Below are 18,454 nucleotides of genomic sequence, written 5' to 3'. Positions count from 1 at the left end.
GAGATTTTATATGCGTAAACCAGTGATAGCAGGAAATTGGAAAATGTATAAAACACTTGCCGAAGCGAAAGATTTCGTCGAGCAGTTAAAAGAAAAACAAGTAGATAGCAATAAAATAGAAACGGTTATTTGCGCTCCAGCATTATTTTTAAATTCACTTGTACAAGTTGCAAAAGATTCTTTTATATCCATCGGTGCCCAAACAATGCACGAGGAAAAAGAAGGAGCATTTACAGGGGAAGTCAGTGGAAATCAACTTCAAGATTTAGGCGTACAATATGTTGTAATTGGACATTCCGAAAGACGTCAATATTTCAATGAAACAGATGAATCCGTCAATAAAAAAGTAAAAGCCGCGTTTGAGAATAACTTAACGCCTATTATTTGTGTAGGAGAAACTTTAGAACAACGTGAACAAAATGAAACAGAGAGCATTGTATCTACACAAGTAATGGCTGCTTTAGAAGGACTTTCAGAAGAGAATGTGAAAAATTCAATCATTGCGTATGAACCAATTTGGGCAATCGGAACAGGTAAAACTGCAACTGCAGACGATGCAAATGATGTGTGCCAAGCAATCCGTGAAACAGTTCTAGACGGATTTGGAGAAGAAGTTTCAAGTAGCGTACGCATTCAATATGGTGGAAGTGTGAAACCGGAAAATATTGAAGAATTACTTTCCAAAGAACATATTGATGGCGCGCTAGTTGGTGGGGCAAGTTTACAAGTAGATTCATTCGTGAAGCTATTGGAGGCTGGTCAAAATGCCTAAAAGCCCAGTTGCTTTAATCATTCTGGATGGATTTGGAGTGCGACATGAATCGTATGGAAATGCGGTTATTCAGGCAAACAAACCCAACTTTGATCGATATTGGGCCGAATATCCGAATGGTACTTTAATAGCATCAGGTGAAGCGGTGGGCTTACCTGATGGTCAAATGGGTAACTCGGAAGTAGGGCATTTAAATATAGGGGCAGGAAGAATTGTTTATCAAAACTTAACTCGAATTCATAAATCGATTCGTGAAGGGGATTTCTTTTTAGAGCCTAAACTTATAGCGGCAATGGAACATGCGAAGAAACATGGCGGGAAACTGCACTTAATGGGATTACTTTCAGATGGTGGGGTTCATAGTCATTACACGCATTTATTCGCATTATTAAAATTAGCAAAAGACCATGGGTTACAAGATGTATTTGTTCATGGATTTTTAGATGGTCGTGATGTCGGACCACGTACTTCCGTTGGGTATGTAGAAGAAACAGAAAAGCAAATGAAAGAAATCGGTGTAGGTAAATTCGCATCGATAAGTGGTCGCTATTATGCAATGGATCGCGATCGCCGCTGGGATAGAGTAGAACTTGCTTATAAAGTCCTCGTTGACGGAGTAGGAAAAACAGCTGAAACGGCAACAGCCGGAATTCTTAAGTCATACGAAGAAGATGTTGCGGATGAATTTGTACTTCCTTTCGTTATTGAAGAAGATGGAAAACCAGTTGCGACGATTGACTCGGGAGATGCAGTTATATTCTTTAATTTCCGACCTGATCGTGCGATTCAATTATCTTTAGCATTAAATACACCAACATTTGATAGCTTTAAGTTAAGTGAAAAGCATCCAACAAATTTAAAGTTTGTGACGTTCACGCATTATAGTGATGAAGTTGTATCGGATGTTGTTTTTGAAAAAGCAAACTTATCTAATACAATTGGAGAAGTTCTTTCCGCACATCATAAAACACAACTACGCATTGCGGAAACAGAGAAATACCCACATGTAACATTTTTTATGAGTGGTGGACGTGAAGAGACATTTCCTGGAGAACAACGGATTTTAATAAATTCACCAAAAGTGGCTACGTATGATTTACAACCCGAAATGAGTGCGTATGAGGTAACGGATGCACTTTTAGCTGAAATAGCCAATGATAATTTCGATGCAATCATATTAAATTTCGCTAATCCAGATATGGTTGGCCATAGTGGAATGCTAGAGCCTACGATTAAAGCGATTGAAGCAGTGGATGAGTGCTTAGGTAAAATAGTAGATGCCATTACTTCAAAAGGCGGATATGCAATTATTACTGCAGATCACGGAAATTCAGATGAAGTAACTACACTAGAAGGCCAGCCAATGACTGCACATACGACTAACCCTGTTCCTGTTATCGTAACAAAGAAAAATGTTGCCCTTCGTCCTAACGGAATTTTAGCCGATTTGGCACCAACCATGTTACACTTATTAGGGATAGAAACACCGCCTGAAATGACAGGTAAAACACTAATCGAAACGGAGAGTTAAAAATGCCAATTATTACACAGATTCAAGCTCGTGAAGTATTAGATTCACGTGGGAACCCAACAGTAGAAGTAGAAGTTTTTACAGAAAGTGGCGCATTTGGTCGTGCAATCGTTCCATCTGGTGCATCTACTGGTGAATATGAAGCGGTAGAACTTCGTGACGGTGACAAAGCAAGATACCTAGGTAAAGGTGTTTTAAAAGCAGTAGATAACGTAAATAACATAATCGCAGCGGAACTAGAAGAGAAATATTCAGTATTAGATCAAGTAGAAGTTGATCATGCAATGATCGATTTAGATGGCACAGAAAATAAAGGAAACCTTGGTGCAAATGCAATTTTAGGTGTTTCCATTGCTGTTGCCCATGCTGCGGCAGATTATTTAGGACTTCCTTTATATCAATATTTAGGTGGATTTAATGCGAAGCAACTGCCAGTTCCAATGATGAATATTGTAAACGGTGGGGAACATGCAGATAATAACGTAGATATTCAAGAATTTATGGTAATGCCAGTTGGAGCAGAATCATTCCGTCATGCACTTCGTATGGGTGCAGAAATTTTCCATAGCTTGAAATCGGTATTAAAAGATGCAGGATTAAACACTGCTGTTGGTGACGAAGGCGGATTTGCACCGAACTTAAAATCGAATGAAGAAGCATTATCTACTATTATGACTGCTATCGAAAAAGCAGGATATAAACCAGGAGAAGATGTCCTTCTAGCAATGGACGTAGCAGCTTCTGAGTTGTTCAATAAAGAAGATGGTAAATACCATTTAACTGGTGAGGGCGTTGTAAAAACTTCTGAAGAAATGGTTGCTTGGTATGAAGAACTTTGCGAAAAATACCCAATCATCTCAATCGAAGACGGCTTAGATGAAAATGACTGGGCTGGACATAAATTACTAACAGAACGTTTAGGGAAAAAAATACAATTAGTTGGAGACGATTTATTCGTTACAAATACGAAAAAATTGGCACAAGGAATTGAACAAGGCGTTGGAAACTCGATTCTTGTAAAGGTAAACCAAATTGGTACACTTACAGAAACTTTTGACGCAATCGAAATGGCGAAACGCGCTGGCTATACAGCTGTAATTTCTCATCGTTCAGGTGAATCAGAGGACGTAACAATTGCCGATATCGCAGTTGCAACAAACGCTGGGCAAATTAAAACAGGTGCACCTTCTCGTTCGGATCGTGTAGCCAAATACAATCAATTACTTCGTATTGAGGATCAGTTATATGAAACTGCTCAATACTTAGGTAAAAAAACATTCTATAACTTAAAATAATGAGAAAAAGCTACTTAACGAGTGAATCGTTAAGTAGCTTTTTTTACGGATTAGGAAAGTATATGAATTATCGTAACGAGAAACCAGTATTCATAGTAATACTGCGGATTTCCGTTTCAGGTGGACGCGTTCCGCGGGGTTAGCGATGAGCCCTCACCGCCGCATTTGCGTCGTTTGTGATGGCTTATCTGTCTCCGAGGAACGAAGGCTAAGAGCGCCACATCGTGTAGCAACGCCTTCGTGACCAACATCCAGTTGGCCTCCGTCCGGAGTTGCCACCTTTACACTACAATCCATTAAGTGAATGGTACCTAAATAGAAGATATAGCCCAGCTATCGCTAAGAGGATAGAATTAGTTTAAGTAAACGTAGCAGATGTTTTATGCCTGGTATTTCTTACGGATTAGAAAAGTGTATAAGTTTTTATACCATGAACAGGTTGATTTCCGCTGCTTGAGGGTGCTCCAATCAACAGTGCAAAAAGAAAGACAATATGCTTCCGGTAACGGGTTTGGTTTATGGGGAGAAAACATTAAATAACTACCTAATCGGAGACACAATTCGCATATGAATTGTTGTCTTTTTTTTTTGTTGTTATATCAATGCTTTGGTTGATTTAACAAACTAATAAACACATCAATGCGCACACAAATTGAAGACACCATAAATTTATGAGGAGTGGTTAAACAAATGTTAAAACTGTTGTGATTTAGATATACTAGACTTATTTTTTGAGGAAGATTTGAAATTTTATGTTAAAGTAAATCTAAATATTGCGAAAAGTTCAGCTTGAACTAACACCGCAGTTCAATAAAGAGTTAAAACATTTGTCAATCTTTTTAAAGTCATTCGTGATTACCCTGAAAAGTTGGCTGCACTAAATGAATGGACTCCATTTTCAAGAGAATAATATTATGCTTCTTAAGATTTTGAAATAGGAGATGAAATTGAAGATGCTAGAAAATTTTTTAATTAGACGTTGGCAGGCTATTGGCGCTAAGACTTCCGATAGAACAGGATGGAAATATTTTGATGGTGACTAAACGAATGAAAGAGACTCAAATTGAACATCAACCGGCAATAAAGCTGTTGGAAAGGTACAAAAGGGATGATGTACTTGCTTATACAGATCCAGCTTACATTATCGAAACTCGAACTAAACGTCATTACAAACATGAAATGACAATAGAGGATCATATTGAGTTGCTTGATGTATTAGAAGCTTATCGAGGACCTGTTCTTTTATCTGGATATGCACACAAAGTATACGACGATAGATTGAAGCACTGGCGAAGAGAAACGTTAAATGTTACAGCAGAAGCTGGCGTAAAGAGGCAAGAAGTTCTTTGGATTAATCCTGTAGCAGCAGTGTTTAGAAATAAGCAGTAGTCTTTCAAACTCTTTGTCGCTTTCTCTTAACTATCAAAGCTACCTAAAATCATAAAATCTACAAGTATTCCACTCACTGGATTTTCTGAACCTAATACACTAATTCCTAGAACTGTTACACCACTAATATTTGTAACATTAGCAGAGACATATTTCGCAGCAACATTCTTCTCTCGCATTTGTACTCTCGGTCTTGCATTTATCGAAGAATTAGTAGAATAAACGCTTGATACTGCATAGTCAATAGTTGTTAATAAGGGATTTCCATTAGCTAATCCATTGACTGTAAAATAAAGTGTAGCTATACCATTTGCGTCTGATGTAGCTTGTCCATAAACAATTCGCTTTGCTTTTTTCGGATTCGACTCTCCTACTTTAAACGCCTGAAAAGCTGTTGGTGCCAGTAAGAAAAATTCATTGCTCATAGCTATTCTCCCTTTGTAATACTTTTTCTTTGCTATCTATTACAAACAACAACTGTGATTAAATGTATGATTGTCTACACCTTAATATTCTATGTACTTTTTATTTGTTGGAGGGAGTGGAAAGAAATTATTTAGTGAACACATCGACCATATAGCGCAGTAGAAGAATAAGGTTGGTTAGGAGACGACCTTTATTGTTATTGAACTACATATTTAGTTGAATAAACTTCTTATCAATCGAGGGAAGATAGGAGAATTAATATGAAGAATGAATTTGATAACAAAACAAAAGAATATGTTATTGGTAGACCGACTTATCCAGAAGAAGTGGTAAATATAATTAAAGAATTGGGAATTGAAAAACAATCTACAATTGCGGATATTGGTGCAGGGACAGGGTTACTTACTCATTTGTTATGTAGATTAGGTTGTAATGTTTTGGCAGTTGAACCAAATATCGATATGCAAACAGATAGTGATTTTGCAAAAGAATATATAAATACTGTCCATAAGTATAAAGTTAAAACTACAGCTGGGATATCCGACTTTGACCCGCATAAAGAAAAAATGCACTTTTTCGGACAAGATTATACGATAGAATACTATGATTATTGGCATTCGGTAACGGAAGAAGGTTTTATTGGTGGTGCATTGTCTTTATCTTATACACCATCAATATTAGATAGTAATTATGAGGAATTTATTCAAGAACTTCGAAATTTGTTTTTTCATTATCAACAAGATGGAAAAGTCACTTTTCATTACAAAACGGAGGTATGTATTTGTGAATTTTTGTAATATTAAATTTGAAGTATATACTTTCTAATTCAATTAACGCTCTCCTTAGTGAAACAAACAGGGAATTAGGTGTTAATATCGAATTAATTATATGCAAGGAATAAATTAAACAGGTGGTGAAGATATGAAAGCACTATTAGTAATTGATGTACAAAATGCAATTGTGGAATTTAAAGATTTCCAGCGAGAACTGAGCATTATAGAAAATATAATTCAAGACTTCAAAGTAAACGAAGAACCCGTAATATTATAAGAAATATAGATGATGAAGAAATTAGCCCTTTTTATAAAGAATTACCAAGCTCAGAATTGCATCCTTCTATCAAAGAATATGCAGATATTGTAATTGAAAAGAAGAAACCAAGAGCATTCTTTCAGACAGATCTTAGTGAAAAGCTAAAGCAACTGGGTGTGGATCATCTATTTATAACAGGATTTAGCACTGAGTTTTGTTGCCAATTTACTGCAATAGCAGACTACGATAGGGGATATCAAGTCACATTTATTGAGGATGCTACAGGAACTGTTAATGACGAAGCTACATATGAAATGAAGGGATTGGATGTAAAGGATTTCGTGGGGACAGTTTTGCAAAGGTCTAATGTTATTGAAGTATTGGATTTAGAGGAATACGTTGATCATTATAAAACAAGCAAAAATGTTTTATTCTAGAAGATTGGAGTAAACTATATTAATATAATTCCACTAAACCGGCTAATTAAAGCTAGCTTCCTTTTTGTGTTAATGGAAGATTTTACTGGTACACCAATAAATAAAAAATAGTCGATTCCTTAACAAACAGGAATTCGGCTTTTTTGTTGTAATTTGCTTAGAGAACAAAACTTGCAAAATGTTGACTACGGGGTAAAAATATCTGAACTTGGAATTCATGCGAAACATACCTTATTAGAAAAGTATGTTCGAAAGGTGACTGGATACATTGGAAAGTCAATTAAATTCATTTATATATGGATTGCAACCTAGAACTCCCAAACAAGCTGTAGAACTATGGATATTAGGCATGGAAAACCGAAGTGGTGCTGTTCAATATGCAGTGCTTTCGCCATCTCTTCAAAAACTTACACGGAAGCAGTTCGAAGAAAACGGTTGGGTCACTGGACAATCAAGCCCGTGGGTTGCTAACGTTCACTTTGTGAAAGTAAATAACATTAGTGATACAGAGGTACAGTACACAATTGCATATGACTTACTAACTTCATATGCGAATTTTGGCAGAGGACATAAGGTTATTACTGTTAAAATGAATCCAGAACCCTATAGAACAAACTGGTCTATTACTAAAATAATAACAACATATTTTCAAAATGAAGCAGTAACCCCCGCTGAAATGGTAAGTAAATAAAGGTTAATTGAAATTGTATTACTTGGAATAGAAAAGCTTTCTTCTTCACTAACGGAGGGTTTTACTTCAAGAAGGAGTAAAGCCTTTTTTCTTTTTGAACTAAAGGTGTGTTACTTGAAGAAAAAGGTTTATTAAGAAGTATGACGAATAGTTAGTATTGGGATTTTTTTATTTTCTAGGAGGAAAAAAATGAAGATATTCAGCTTGATACAATTATTTACGGCTTTTTTTGCGTTTGGTATTTATTATTATTTTATCGAGTATGAGATAAATGATAATAGATGGATTAAATTTTTGATATTTGGCCTAGTTTGGTTTTCTCTTAGTTATTTTTCCAAGAAGTTTGAAGGAAGTTTTAAATTTTTTGATAAACGTATTGATAGTCAACTTAGTGTATGGATAGTATTAGGTTTAATTTTCATTCCATTTTTCATTGGTATTTTAAACTAACGGAGAGCTATAGTGAAAGATCATTCATTTGTAATTTGAGCACATTTTTCTTCTTATACTTAAGGGGTTAGTTGAAAAAGGAATATATTAAAGTATTCTAGGCGGTAAGAGAAATAACGTAGGGGGATTTCTAATGCATACAGATAATAAAAGAGTACTAGAATTAGTGGAATTTGATCAATATGATGTCTTGGGTTTAATAGAACATTCTGCATCAGTTGGCTGGGATTACGATGATAATGAAATTAGAACTGTTATGTCATCCGGCAAAATATTCGGGCATAAAAATGCTGTGGGGAAAATTGTCTCGAGTGCGGCAATTATACCTTATGATTCTGATTTAGCTTCAATTGGTATGGTTATTGTTAATAAAGAATACAGAGGTTTAGGTTTAGGAAAAAAGGTAACTCAGAAATGTATAGACAGTGTTTCTAAAGATACCTCAATAATGTTAATTTCAACTGATGATGGGAAACCCCTATATGAAAACATGGGTTTTATTACTGTGGACTATGTACATAAGTATTTTAGTGATAGTTATATTCAGTCTAAAATGTTAATTAATCTAGAAATTACCTTAGAGAAATACAGTGAGAATGATTTTAATGAAATTGTAGAATTAGATTCTGTTGCATTTGGTGATATGAGAAGAACATTTCTTCTTAACCGGATACTTCAATCAAAACAATTTTTAGTTGTTAGAAATCAAAAAGGGAAGATTATTGGATATGGATTATCCATATTAGGACCAATAAATCTAATATTAGGACCTATTGTTGCACCAAATCCCCAAATAGCAGCATTAATTATCGAGGGGTTAGCTCTTAATCATCAAGGAAAGTTAAGGATTGATGTGCCATCCAGTAATAACGAGCTAATGTTATTCTTGGAGAAAAGTGGATTTGTAAAAGTTAGTGAACCTCCCATCATGATAAAAAACTCTGTTCATATGCCATTAAGAAATAAAGAACTATTCGCTATTGCTGCCCAAGTTTTTGGGTAGGAATAATTAAATTCTAATTCAACTAACGGAGATTAGGTGAAGAAAGTTATTAACGGGGGGGAATTATATGTTTCAAAACAAGAAAGACAGAATGCGGGTTTATTTGGCTGTACCAACGTTAATTATAGGATTCATTCTTATATATTATGGAGAACTAAATTATCAGTATTTTGCTTTATTAGTGTTTTGGACTATTTTTTATCTATGGCGTTTTTTTACAAAAGGTAACAGAAGAAAGAAGAAAAAAATTCTTCTTAAGCTAACGGAGTGAATTATTGGAACGAAGATAATGCTCTTTTCTTCTTCAAGTAACGCCGCAGTTTAGTTGAATAAAGAAAATAGCAGGAGGTTTAAATGCGAATTTTATTTTGGATAAGTGTTTTTGTTTCGGGACTTATTACGATAGCTGGATTTGTACTTACAAATATGTTTACTGCATCATTTGACCCTAATGGAGATCATTTTATTGGAGGGAACGGGAATCCTGGATTGATGTTTGTCTTTTTTCCGTTTTTAATTATTCTTTATTTTTTCTTTTCGATGATGTTTGTATTTGAAAAGTTACACAAATATTTCAAAGTAAAAAGAAATCTTTTTCAAACAGGTTATGCAAGTTTATTTGTTATTCTTTTTTCCTTTTCAACAATTCAAATTATTGTATTTCGAAATAAAATCAATCCATATTTTGAATATGAAATCGGTTATTTAAATCCTTTCTCAAATTCTATATTTTTTAACTTTTGGACGTTTGTAGCTTGTTTATGTTTTTCAGGGTTTTGTTCTTTCTTTTTAAAGAAAAATGGACAGAAATATAATGTATGAAAGAAGAATAATGAAATGTTGATGGAGTGCAAAGAGTTGTTGGTTTGTAAAAATGGTTGGTAATTTAAAGATTGTGAAACAATGTACTTACACTAACTGGAACAACGATAATGCTCCTTTCTTCTTCAAGTAACGCCGCAGAAAAGTTCAGCGATTGAATAGGATAATAGGTAAATTATCATTAGAGGGAGGGATGGTTTTGAAAGAAAATAAACAAACTCTGTATTTCAATATGATTTTGGGTACAATCGGAGCCATACTCGTTGCTTTAGCTGCAATGAGGTATCTGGTTAAAGAAAATGATAATATAGGGAACGCATTTATACTTTTTGGTTTTATATTAATGAATGGATATATCAATTACTTAGAAAAAAGAGCAGGAATAAGTAAAAAATTGACTTGGATTAGTTTTATTGTATTTTTAATTTTGTTTATTTCTCTTTCATATTTCTTATATTTCTAGTTATTTCTTCTTCAAGTAACGTGGTGCTTTAGTACAAGAAGGTGTTATAACCTTCCTTGTTGAAATAAAGAGGAGATTAGTATGAATGGGGGTGTTTATTTTATGAAATCTAGAATAACGATATTATCTTCTATAATTGCACTTGCATTGGCATTAGTCACAATTTCTTGTTATTTAGTTGTTCAAAATGTAGGTTCTGTGCATCAAATATTCTTTCCGATGGTTACAGCTGTTGTAGATTCAGCAGATAGCATGGAAGAGTGGGAAAGAATAAGTTTTAACGACAAAAATGACCTGACATTCGATAGCATTTTCTGGGATAAGGAAATCACTATTCACGCAAACAGTGGAAGTTATATACTTCTAAGGGTGAAAGATGTAAATGGAGATTTAGTAGTTGATGAATTTCAGGTATCGCCTGGAAATAGTGCGAAATTGGATTGGCTAAAGAATGATGAAAAATATTTCTTTGAAATTAAAGCTACAAAGGGAAAATTTTTTATTAATGCGACATGAGAAATGATATAAAGCTAACGGAGGATTTAGCAGACAGGAGATAGGAGGGAGTTAAAATGAAAAAATATATTCTGCTAATGCTATTTTGTTTAACCTTAATCTTATCTGCTTGCTCCCATGGTGAAGAAGATACTCGGGAATATTCAGGGATTATTGGTGATGGAAAAACTTTGGGTTATGAGTACACCGTAAAAAAAGAACAGAATAAATTTTCTTGGAAGGTTGGGTACATAGGAAATATATCTATTATCGAAGAGAGTGCTGCCAATCAGGAGGATTTAGTAAACTTTATGAATGCTGTAAATGATAGTAAATTGGCATTAGTAAAACTAATTGTATCGGTATCATACTTTTTAATTGTTATTATCACAACACTTATCCTGTATAAGAAAAATAGAAAAGTGCTTAAAGATGGCGGAATAATTATAACTATTTTAGCAGGTATTGCAATATATATTGCCTTCAAAGAATCATTGAATTTAATTAGTTCATTACAAGATGCAAAATACTACTATTTGATACTAGTTAAGTAAAGTAACGGAGGGCGTTAGTTAAAGTAGGAAAAGCCCCAGGTTAGTTGAATAGTGTTGAGTTTAATAAGCAACTTAAACATTACCTATAGACTAGGAAAGGAGTTGCAGAATGAAAAGGAGAAAGGTTTTTTCAGGAATAATTATTCTTGGGAGTTTTCTTTTATTGGGATATTTATTTTATAATGGAAAATATTCAAATGAAGGCATTTTAAAAAATGTAACGGCACGAAAGGGATATACACTTAACCAGATGGAAAATAAAGAAATGGTAGAGTTATATATAAAGCCTGAATGGATACCATATAATAACAATAGAAAACAAAGTTTTGATATTAAACTTGCCGAGAAACATAACACAAACATTATCCTTGTTCAAGTTTGGAATAGGGGAGATGATATATATTTCTCTTTCGACACCACATACAATTTAAATTATAAAAATGGAACTTTTATGTACAATGGCATTTTTAATGAGGATGGAACTTTCACTTCTGGAGGTTCTCATAACGATTTCTATCTATTTAATAAAAATGGTGAGGAAATTGATGTAGGTCAAAGTGGGCGAGGTCCCAATTCAGCATTTGGATTTGCTATTGAACCGAAAAATTATGATTTAATAAAAGATGGTTTTTATGTAGAATATCGGGGTTTTTATCTTTACAACTACGTGAAAAATTAATCAATAGTGAAATTGTAAAATCCTATAAAAAACAGTTTAATTGTTTGTTTATAAACATAACAAGGTAAATCTTCTTATTTCATTAACGGAGGCGTTACCTCAATAAGGGGTAAAACTTTTTCCTTATTGAGCAAACTGCTCTATAGTTGAAGAAGGAACTTAACATTAAATCGAAAAACAAAAAAATTATAAAGAGACAGGAGTTAAATACGATGATAAAAGGTGTCGGAGGAATATTTTGGAGAACTAAGGATCTTGATGTTATAAAAAAATGGTACAGTGAAGTGTTGAAGATGGATCTAGAAAGTTGGAATGGGACTGTGATTAAACCGGAATTAGGAAATGAGACTATCTTTTCTTTCTTTACCGAGAATGACAGTTATTTTCCTGCAGAACAACAAGTGATGTTAAATTTCCAAGTACATGATCTAAACGAGACTATTAAGCATCTTGAACATATTGGTGTACCTCTTGAAAAGAAAGAAGAGATTAGTGAGTATGGAAAGTTTGTTTGGATTAAAGATCCTGAAGGGCGGCTGATTGAGCTTTGGGAGAAATAGCGGGTTGTCATCATTTGCTATTAAGCTAACCTGCTTTCGTTCAAGAAAGATAGTAAAATATTACATCAAAAAACGCTCATATTCGTGAGCGTTTTTGCTTGTCATTTATATTGCGGATTTGCTTTTGAAAAATATACTGGTTAGTATGAAATTTACTTTGTTATTGGCATTTTTCTCCACGCCAACTGAACCCGTAATGCTTCTGGTACTTTCCTTTGTTAAATAATATAGCATGGGTAAACAGAGAAAAAATAGGAGAGGATTAATTCTCTCATTAACCAAATCTAATGCACCGCGTCTTTACAAATTTCAAAAGGGCGACAGACAAACATGAGCCGCAAGATTACGAAAAAAAAACGGTTCGTGTAGCGAAATACAATCAGTTACTTCGTATTGAGGATCAGTTAAATGGTACTGCTCAATACTGTGGGAAAAAATGTTCTACAACTTAAAATAATGATAAAAAGCTACTTAATGAGTGAATCGTTAAGTAGTTTTTTTGAATGGATGTGGAATAGAAAGTTAGTGCAAATTCCAAAAAAGTGGTTATTCCAACTAAAGCCTCCGTTTTTCCAACTAAACCAAATTTCCCTTCAAAATTGAGGAGTAAAACCTAATTTAATGGCGCTGAAAATGTGTAATTAACCTATTTTCGTATTAGAAGATAAAAGGTCCAACTAAGAAAAACAGTACCCCTAGATTCATAAAGGTTGTATAAACTACACAAAGATTAAAATTATCCTCAGACACCTTATAACGAAGAATGTACAAAGGGATAGTTGAAAGGATAATACAAACTAATAACAATAGAGCGAAATACCAATTCTCCGTGACAAATGGAATATTTCGTACCCACCTTTCAAAAGAAGTAAAGCGAAATAAGAAAATCGTTTGGACACTATATAAAGCAATAATATGGATGATAAAGGCAGTTCGATGAGCATAAGTAAATCTTATTTTTTGTAAAAGGAAAACAAGACCATACGTTATTAAAAAGGTAATTATTATCCAGGTAAATGAAAATAGAATAAGTATAAAGCCATTAAAAATCTTTCCAATCAATGTGTAGGCTGCTGCTTTATAATCTCCCGCCAATATTGTATTACTTTCTTTCTTTTTCACTTCATCAGACGATGAATATTCAAGAAAACGTTCTTTTCCTTTCATTTTTAGATAGGCAACTGTTTGGTCATTTAATAAAATAGAACGGTCATACCTATCTCCAGATTTAGTAGCGGAACTAGCTTGAATGAGGTTACCTGAAAAATTCCCAACAAAAACTTTTGTAACCATTTCACCGAATGTATCATTGTAGGTCGATGTAAATGTAACCATGGGTCCTTGTTTACCTTGGAATAAAACTGGAGATTGAACGTCTTTTAGGTTTATACCAGTCTGGCTTTCAACAAATGTTAAGCTGTTGAAATCGGGTGATTGACCTGTTGTTAGGCCGAAAACTGCTGTTTCAATATTCTTTGTGCTTGAACCACCAGCAAGAATTTTTTTATCTAAAAATAGTAAAAAGTTATTATCCTTTAGTTGGGCAATTTGCATGGACGAAAGAATTTCCCGAGAACTTATACTGAACTGAAAAAGCATGGTTGGCTCATTTGATAAATGATATATCGTAAAACGTTCTTCTTTTTTATTTTCTGTTACAACGAAAATTTGGTCTTCTAATACTTTTACATCGGATACAGGGTCATTCAGTGTAAATTGCTGTTTTACAGAGGAAAAAGGGTTATCTAAAACGACAACACGATTATCTTCCGTCCAATAGACAAGCGTATTTTCCGTCATAGAAAAATTTACAACGTTTGGAGCAATTAATGTTTCACCAGATGAAACATTAACATGAATGAGCGCATTCTCTCTTATAAAATAGGAGTCTGTTTCATTGCTCCAACTATTTTTGTATGCATTCAATAAGTCAATCGTGCGATTCTTTTTACATTCCATCTCATCATCACAAGATAAAACAACTAACTTTTTGAAATCGAGTAAGCTGATTGTATAGCCGTTTCCTTCTGCTACACTTTGAAGTTTGGAATAGTTACCATCATCTGCATTCGTTTGATAAGAGCGACTCCAATGATCGGACGGAAGTTGTATTTGATTCTGAAGAGTAAACCAATAGAGAACCCCAATGATGCCACATAGAATGATGCCACTTAGTAAGAACAGTTTATTTTTCACAAATTACACTTCTTTTCTGTAAGAATTTAGATATTTTCAAATCATGTATAATTACAACATTACTAATAGTTTGATAGTTCGTAAACTCGGAAATAATATTATGTTTATTGAAAAGCATTATATTATTGATAGACTGTTGTAACTTCTAGTTGTTTTTGGTAAAATTAAAGTTGTTGTGAACGTTCTTATCAGGAGGTGGAATAAATGCATGCGTTTTTATTAACTTTACTTGTCATCGTTTCGCTCGCATTAATCGTAGTTGTATTGTTACAATCGGGGAAAAGTGCTGGTCTTTCGGGAGCCATCTCTGGTGGAGCTGAACAACTTTTTGGAAAACAAAAAGCTCGAGGTATGGACCTTGTATTACATAGAGTGACGATAGTACTTGCTGTCTTGTTTTTCATTCTAACTATTGCTGTAACTAAACTTTAAAACAGATTCGAACCGCCTGACCGACTTCTGATTGGTTAGGCGTTTTCTTTTAATTAGTACATAATTTATTTCTAGCTTTTAGATTGGAGGGATTTATCCATGCGAATTTCAACGCCAAAACCTTTTTTCTTTGAAGCAGGGAAACGTGCAGTATTACTTCTCCATGGATTTACAGGCAATTCGTCTGATGTTCGAATGCTCGGACGCTTCTTAGAGAAGAATGGATACACATCATTAGCGCCACATTATAAAGGACATGGAGTACCACCTGAAGAGCTACTTGAAACTGGTCCAACTGATTGGTGGCAAGATGTGATGAAAGCATATGATCATTTAAAGGCTACGGGCTATGAAGAGATCGCTGTAGCTGGTCTTTCTCTTGGTGGCATATTTTCATTGAAATTAGGGTATACAGTTCCTGTGAAAGGAATTGTGACCATGTGTTCTCCAATGTCCATGAAAACAACGGACATTATGTTTGAAGGTGTATTAAAATATGCAAGAGAATATAAGAAGTATGAAGGAAAAACAGAAGAGCAAATCGAAGAAGAAGTAGAAGCAATTCGTCAAACACCAATGGAAACGTTGTCAGAGCTAAGAGAGTTTGTTTACAATGTGAAAGATCATGTCGATCATATTTACGCACCACTCCTTGTTACACAAGGTAAGAAGGATGTCGTTATTGATATAAATTCCGCAAATATCATTTATGAAGAAGCGGAATCCATCGATAAAAAACTAAATTGGTATGAAAATTCAGGCCATGTCATCACGCTTGGTTCGGAAAAAGAGCAATTACATGAAGATATATTAAACTTTTTAGAGTCGCTTGATTGGAATGTGTAAAACAAACCAAATGTGCACACGCTGAAAAAGGAGGGATGAACTATGGAAAATATGAAAGAAACGTTACTTGAATTAATGCGCTCTGAAGAATATAAACCGCTAATGATGAAAGAAATCGAGAATCATTTTGGGCTTACACATTCGGAGGAATTTAAAGAGTTAGTAAAAACACTAGTTCAAATGGAAGAAAAAGGGCTAGTTGTCCGTTCGAGATCAAACCGATATGGTATACCATCGCGTATGAACTTAATAGTTGGGAAGTTTATCGGTCATGCAAAAGGCTTCGGGTTTGTTGCACCAGAAGAAGAGGGAATGGATGATATTTTCATTCCACCAACTGAAGTGAATGGAGCAGTAAATGGAGACAAAGTGCTTGTTCGTGTTTCACTTGAATCTAGCGGTGACCGAAGAGAAGGTTCGATTATTAAAATTACACAAAGAGGAATCACTCAAGTTGTTGGAACTTTCCAAGACAATAAAGGATTCGGATTTGTTATTCCAGATGATAAGAAAGTTCCAATGGATGTATTTATTGCAAAAGGGGATACGCTTGGAGCGATTGAAGGGCATAAAGTAGTTGTAGAAATTACGGATTGGCCAAATGAAAGAAAATCTGCAACAGGGATTGTCAAGCAAATTCTTGGCCATAAAAATGATCCTGGTGTCGATATATTATCGATTATTTATAAACATGGTATTACGATTGATTTTCCAAAGGAAGTAATCGATCAAGCGGAATCAGTACCAGATGCAATTGACGAAAAAGACTTGGATAATCGTAGAGATTTACGTGAAGAAGTAATTGTAACGATTGATGGTGCCGATGCAAAAGACTTAGATGATGCGGTTACCGTGACTAAATTCCCGGATGGTACATTTAAGCTTGGTGTACATATTGCGGACGTAAGTCATTATGTAACAGAAGGGTCACCACTTGACCGTGAAGCATATGACCGCGGAACAAGTGTATATTTAGCAGACCGAGTTATTCCAATGATTCCACATCGTTTATCCAATGGGATTTGTTCGTTAAACCCACATGTGGATCGATTAACATTGTCATGTGAAATGATCATTGATGGTTCTGGTATGGTGACATCGCATGAGATTTTCCAAAGTGTTATTCGAACAACAGAAAGAATGACTTATACGGATGTATACAAAATTTTAGAAGAAAAAGATGCTGCATTAATGGAACGATATGAGCCGCTTGTGCCAATGTTTGAAACAATGGCTGAGTTAGCAGCTGTATTAAGAGAAAAGCGAAAAAATCGTGGAGCAATCGATTTTGATTTTCCAGAAGCAAAAATAATTGTTGATGAAGATGGTTGGCCAACGGATGTTGCGATACGGGAACGTACGGTTGCAGAACGTCTAATTGAAGAGTTTATGTTAGCTGCCAATGAAACAGTAGCGGAACATTTCAAATGGATGGATGTCCCATTTATTTACCGAATCCATGAAGATCCTAAACCGGAAAAACTGCAACGCTTTTTCGGATTTTTAACAAACTTTGGGCTTGTTGTAAAAGGGACAGGAAATGATATTCACCCGAAAGCATTACAAGAAATTATTGAGTCCATTGAAGGCATGCCAGAAGAACCGGTAATTTCTACAATGCTTTTAAGATCGTTACAACAAGCGAAATATCATGCTGATTGCTTAGGACATTTTGGTTTATCAACAGAATATTATACGCATTTTACTTCACCAATTCGACGTTATCCCGATTTAATCGTTCATCGATTAATTCGTACGTATTTAGTAAATGGAGATGTATCGCAAACAACGATTAGTCATTGGGGTGCGATTATCGATGATATTGCAGAACATACGTCGAAACGCGAAAGACGTGCAGTAGATGCAGAACGTGATACAGATTCACTGAAAAAAGCACAATATATGGCGGATAAAATCGGCGAAGAGTTCGAAGGTATTATTAGTTCTATTACAAACTTTGGTATGTTCATCGAGCTTCCGAATACAATAGAAGGTCTTGTGCACGTAACGAATATGACCGATGATTATTACCGTTTCGATGACCGTCAATTGATGATGATCGGTGAGCGTTCAGGGAAGCAATTCCGAATCGGTGATGAAGTGACGATTCGAGTAGCAGATGTGAAAGTAGAAGAATCTGCAGTTGACTTTGAAATCGTCGGCATGAAAAAAGCATTCCACCGTACTAGAAAAGAAGCACCAAAAGTAATTCACGCGCAGAAAAAAGATAGAACTCCTGCTAAAAAAGGAGCTTCTCAACCAGGTCCGAAAACAGGAGTCAATCAGAAAAAGAAATTTTACGAAACGGTTGCGAAAAAATCACAACGACGTAAACGACCGAAGAAAAAATAAAGGAGCGATTAAGTCGCTCCTCTCCAGCT

General features: G+C 34.8%; 21 protein-coding genes and 2 pseudogenes. 21 read left to right on the top strand and 2 right to left on the bottom strand.

The window, feature by feature from the left end; translation table 11 throughout:
• Positions 1–10: 10 nt before the first annotated feature.
• The 4 genes and pseudogenes from tpiA to PB01_RS21955 form a co-directional block, all read left to right on the top strand.
• The gene (gene tpiA, locus PB01_RS14495; RefSeq protein ID WP_151700853.1) at positions 11–772 is read left to right on the top strand and encodes a triose-phosphate isomerase; all 762 of its coding nucleotides are present in this window, start codon (positions 11–13) and stop codon (positions 770–772) included.
• The gene (gpmI, locus tag PB01_RS14490) at positions 765–2,303 is read left to right on the top strand and encodes a 2,3-bisphosphoglycerate-independent phosphoglycerate mutase (protein WP_151700852.1); all 1,539 of its coding nucleotides are present in this window, start codon (positions 765–767) and stop codon (positions 2,301–2,303) included. The genes tpiA and gpmI overlap by 8 nt, the downstream gene beginning before the upstream one ends.
• Before the next feature lie 2 nt (positions 2,304–2,305).
• The gene (gene eno / locus PB01_RS14485) at positions 2,306–3,598 is read left to right on the top strand and encodes a phosphopyruvate hydratase (RefSeq protein ID WP_151700851.1); all 1,293 of its coding nucleotides are present in this window, start codon (positions 2,306–2,308) and stop codon (positions 3,596–3,598) included.
• Positions 3,599–4,427: 829 nt separating this feature from the next.
• A pseudogene (locus tag PB01_RS21955) lies at positions 4,428–4,987 on the top strand (DNA adenine methylase); the annotation flags it as partial.
• A gap of 26 nt (positions 4,988–5,013) precedes the next feature.
• Here the strand turns inward: PB01_RS21955 and PB01_RS14475 are convergent.
• Positions 5,014–5,412, bottom strand: a complete 399-nt coding sequence (locus tag PB01_RS14475) for a hypothetical protein (protein WP_151700850.1) — start codon at positions 5,410–5,412, stop codon at positions 5,014–5,016.
• 261 nt (positions 5,413–5,673) lie between these two features.
• On the opposite strand from PB01_RS14475, the gene PB01_RS14470 reads away from it, so the two are divergent.
• The 14 genes and pseudogenes from PB01_RS14470 to PB01_RS21455 form a co-directional block, all read left to right on the top strand.
• Positions 5,674–6,210 (top strand): class I SAM-dependent methyltransferase, encoded by a 537-nt coding sequence (locus tag PB01_RS14470; RefSeq protein WP_151700849.1) that lies wholly within the window; start codon positions 5,674–5,676, stop codon positions 6,208–6,210.
• A gap of 124 nt (positions 6,211–6,334) precedes the next feature.
• Positions 6,335–6,463: a hypothetical protein gene (locus tag PB01_RS21810; protein WP_318837469.1), complete on the top strand. Its 129-nt coding sequence runs from the start codon at positions 6,335–6,337 to the stop codon at positions 6,461–6,463.
• 56 nt (positions 6,464–6,519) lie between these two features.
• Positions 6,520–6,882: a cysteine hydrolase family protein gene (locus tag PB01_RS14465; RefSeq protein WP_318837467.1), complete on the top strand. Its 363-nt coding sequence runs from the start codon at positions 6,520–6,522 to the stop codon at positions 6,880–6,882.
• A gap of 268 nt (positions 6,883–7,150) precedes the next feature.
• Positions 7,151–7,573 carry a hypothetical protein gene (locus tag PB01_RS14460; RefSeq protein WP_151700848.1) on the top strand — a complete coding sequence of 141 codons (423 nt, stop codon included), beginning with the start codon at positions 7,151–7,153 and terminating at the stop codon, positions 7,571–7,573.
• A gap of 189 nt (positions 7,574–7,762) precedes the next feature.
• Positions 7,763–8,023, top strand: coding sequence for a hypothetical protein (locus tag PB01_RS14455; protein ID WP_151700847.1), 261 nt, complete (start codon positions 7,763–7,765; stop codon positions 8,021–8,023).
• Positions 8,024–8,156: 133 nt separating this feature from the next.
• Complete coding sequence (locus tag PB01_RS14450) at positions 8,157–9,026, top strand: GNAT family N-acetyltransferase (protein WP_151700846.1); 870 nt, start codon at positions 8,157–8,159, stop codon at positions 9,024–9,026.
• 67 nt (positions 9,027–9,093) lie between these two features.
• Positions 9,094–9,297, top strand: coding sequence for a hypothetical protein (locus PB01_RS21460; RefSeq protein WP_225986044.1), 204 nt, complete (start codon positions 9,094–9,096; stop codon positions 9,295–9,297).
• 83 nt (positions 9,298–9,380) lie between these two features.
• Positions 9,381–9,848 (top strand): hypothetical protein, encoded by a 468-nt coding sequence (locus PB01_RS14445; protein ID WP_151700845.1) that lies wholly within the window; start codon positions 9,381–9,383, stop codon positions 9,846–9,848.
• Positions 9,849–10,047: 199 nt separating this feature from the next.
• Entirely contained in the window at positions 10,048–10,311 is a 264-nt protein-coding gene (locus tag PB01_RS14440; protein WP_151700844.1) for a hypothetical protein, read from the top strand.
• A 102-nt stretch (positions 10,312–10,413) separates the two neighbouring features.
• Positions 10,414–10,827 carry a hypothetical protein gene (locus PB01_RS14435; protein ID WP_151700843.1) on the top strand — a complete coding sequence of 138 codons (414 nt, stop codon included), beginning with the start codon at positions 10,414–10,416 and terminating at the stop codon, positions 10,825–10,827.
• Between the two features lie 56 nt (positions 10,828–10,883).
• The gene (locus tag PB01_RS14430; protein WP_151700842.1) at positions 10,884–11,360 is read left to right on the top strand and encodes a hypothetical protein; all 477 of its coding nucleotides are present in this window, start codon (positions 10,884–10,886) and stop codon (positions 11,358–11,360) included.
• A 109-nt stretch (positions 11,361–11,469) separates the two neighbouring features.
• Entirely contained in the window at positions 11,470–12,039 is a 570-nt protein-coding gene (locus tag PB01_RS14425) for a hypothetical protein (protein WP_151700841.1), read from the top strand.
• A 212-nt stretch (positions 12,040–12,251) separates the two neighbouring features.
• Positions 12,252–12,599, top strand: coding sequence for a VOC family protein (locus PB01_RS14420; RefSeq protein WP_151700840.1), 348 nt, complete (start codon positions 12,252–12,254; stop codon positions 12,597–12,599).
• A 353-nt stretch (positions 12,600–12,952) separates the two neighbouring features.
• Positions 12,953–13,056, top strand: a pseudogene (locus PB01_RS21455) (hypothetical protein); the annotation flags it as partial.
• 200 nt (positions 13,057–13,256) lie between these two features.
• Here the strand turns inward: PB01_RS21455 and PB01_RS14410 are convergent.
• Positions 13,257–14,795 carry a hypothetical protein gene (locus tag PB01_RS14410; RefSeq protein WP_151700838.1) on the bottom strand — a complete coding sequence of 513 codons (1,539 nt, stop codon included), beginning with the start codon at positions 14,793–14,795 and terminating at the stop codon, positions 13,257–13,259.
• A 204-nt stretch (positions 14,796–14,999) separates the two neighbouring features.
• Between PB01_RS14410 and secG the strand changes: the two genes are divergently transcribed.
• From secG to rnr, 3 genes are all read left to right on the top strand, one after another.
• On the top strand, positions 15,000–15,227 hold the full coding sequence (secG, locus tag PB01_RS14405) for a preprotein translocase subunit SecG (protein WP_151700837.1): 228 nt from the start codon (positions 15,000–15,002) through the stop codon (positions 15,225–15,227).
• A 99-nt stretch (positions 15,228–15,326) separates the two neighbouring features.
• Positions 15,327–16,073: an alpha/beta hydrolase gene (locus PB01_RS14400; RefSeq protein ID WP_151700836.1), complete on the top strand. Its 747-nt coding sequence runs from the start codon at positions 15,327–15,329 to the stop codon at positions 16,071–16,073.
• A 42-nt stretch (positions 16,074–16,115) separates the two neighbouring features.
• Entirely contained in the window at positions 16,116–18,425 is a 2,310-nt protein-coding gene (gene rnr, locus PB01_RS14395; protein WP_151700835.1) for a ribonuclease R, read from the top strand.
• Positions 18,426–18,454: the final 29 nt, after the last annotated feature.

The sequence above is a fragment of the Psychrobacillus glaciei genome (genome assembly GCF_008973485.1).
GTDB classification, from domain to species: Bacteria; Bacillota; Bacilli; order Bacillales_A; family Planococcaceae; genus Psychrobacillus; species Psychrobacillus glaciei.
This window is presented reverse-complemented; position numbering and strand designations above follow the sequence as displayed.

Bases quoted from the DNA above. Each gene is read 5' to 3' on its own strand.
- tpiA (WP_151700853.1), top strand. From the start codon at position 11: ATGCGTAAACCAGTGATAGCAGGAAATTGGAAAATGTATAAAACACTT.
- gpmI (WP_151700852.1), top strand. From the start codon at position 765: ATGCCTAAAAGCCCAGTTGCTTTAATCATTCTGGATGGATTTGGAGTG.
- eno (WP_151700851.1), top strand. From the start codon at position 2,306: ATGCCAATTATTACACAGATTCAAGCTCGTGAAGTATTAGATTCACGT.
- PB01_RS14475 (WP_151700850.1), bottom strand. From the start codon at position 5,412: ATGAGCAATGAATTTTTCTTACTGGCACCAACAGCTTTTCAGGCGTTT.
- PB01_RS14470 (WP_151700849.1), top strand. From the start codon at position 5,674: ATGAAGAATGAATTTGATAACAAAACAAAAGAATATGTTATTGGTAGA.
- PB01_RS21810 (WP_318837469.1), top strand. From the start codon at position 6,335: ATGAAAGCACTATTAGTAATTGATGTACAAAATGCAATTGTGGAATTT.
- PB01_RS14455 (WP_151700847.1), top strand. From the start codon at position 7,763: ATGAAGATATTCAGCTTGATACAATTATTTACGGCTTTTTTTGCGTTT.
- PB01_RS14450 (WP_151700846.1), top strand. From the start codon at position 8,157: ATGCATACAGATAATAAAAGAGTACTAGAATTAGTGGAATTTGATCAA.
- PB01_RS21460 (WP_225986044.1), top strand. From the start codon at position 9,094: ATGTTTCAAAACAAGAAAGACAGAATGCGGGTTTATTTGGCTGTACCA.
- PB01_RS14445 (WP_151700845.1), top strand. From the start codon at position 9,381: ATGCGAATTTTATTTTGGATAAGTGTTTTTGTTTCGGGACTTATTACG.
- PB01_RS14435 (WP_151700843.1), top strand. From the start codon at position 10,414: ATGAAATCTAGAATAACGATATTATCTTCTATAATTGCACTTGCATTG.
- PB01_RS14430 (WP_151700842.1), top strand. From the start codon at position 10,884: ATGAAAAAATATATTCTGCTAATGCTATTTTGTTTAACCTTAATCTTA.
- PB01_RS14425 (WP_151700841.1), top strand. From the start codon at position 11,470: ATGAAAAGGAGAAAGGTTTTTTCAGGAATAATTATTCTTGGGAGTTTT.
- PB01_RS14420 (WP_151700840.1), top strand. From the start codon at position 12,252: ATGATAAAAGGTGTCGGAGGAATATTTTGGAGAACTAAGGATCTTGAT.
- secG (WP_151700837.1), top strand. From the start codon at position 15,000: ATGCATGCGTTTTTATTAACTTTACTTGTCATCGTTTCGCTCGCATTA.
- PB01_RS14400 (WP_151700836.1), top strand. From the start codon at position 15,327: ATGCGAATTTCAACGCCAAAACCTTTTTTCTTTGAAGCAGGGAAACGT.
- rnr (WP_151700835.1), top strand. From the start codon at position 16,116: ATGGAAAATATGAAAGAAACGTTACTTGAATTAATGCGCTCTGAAGAA.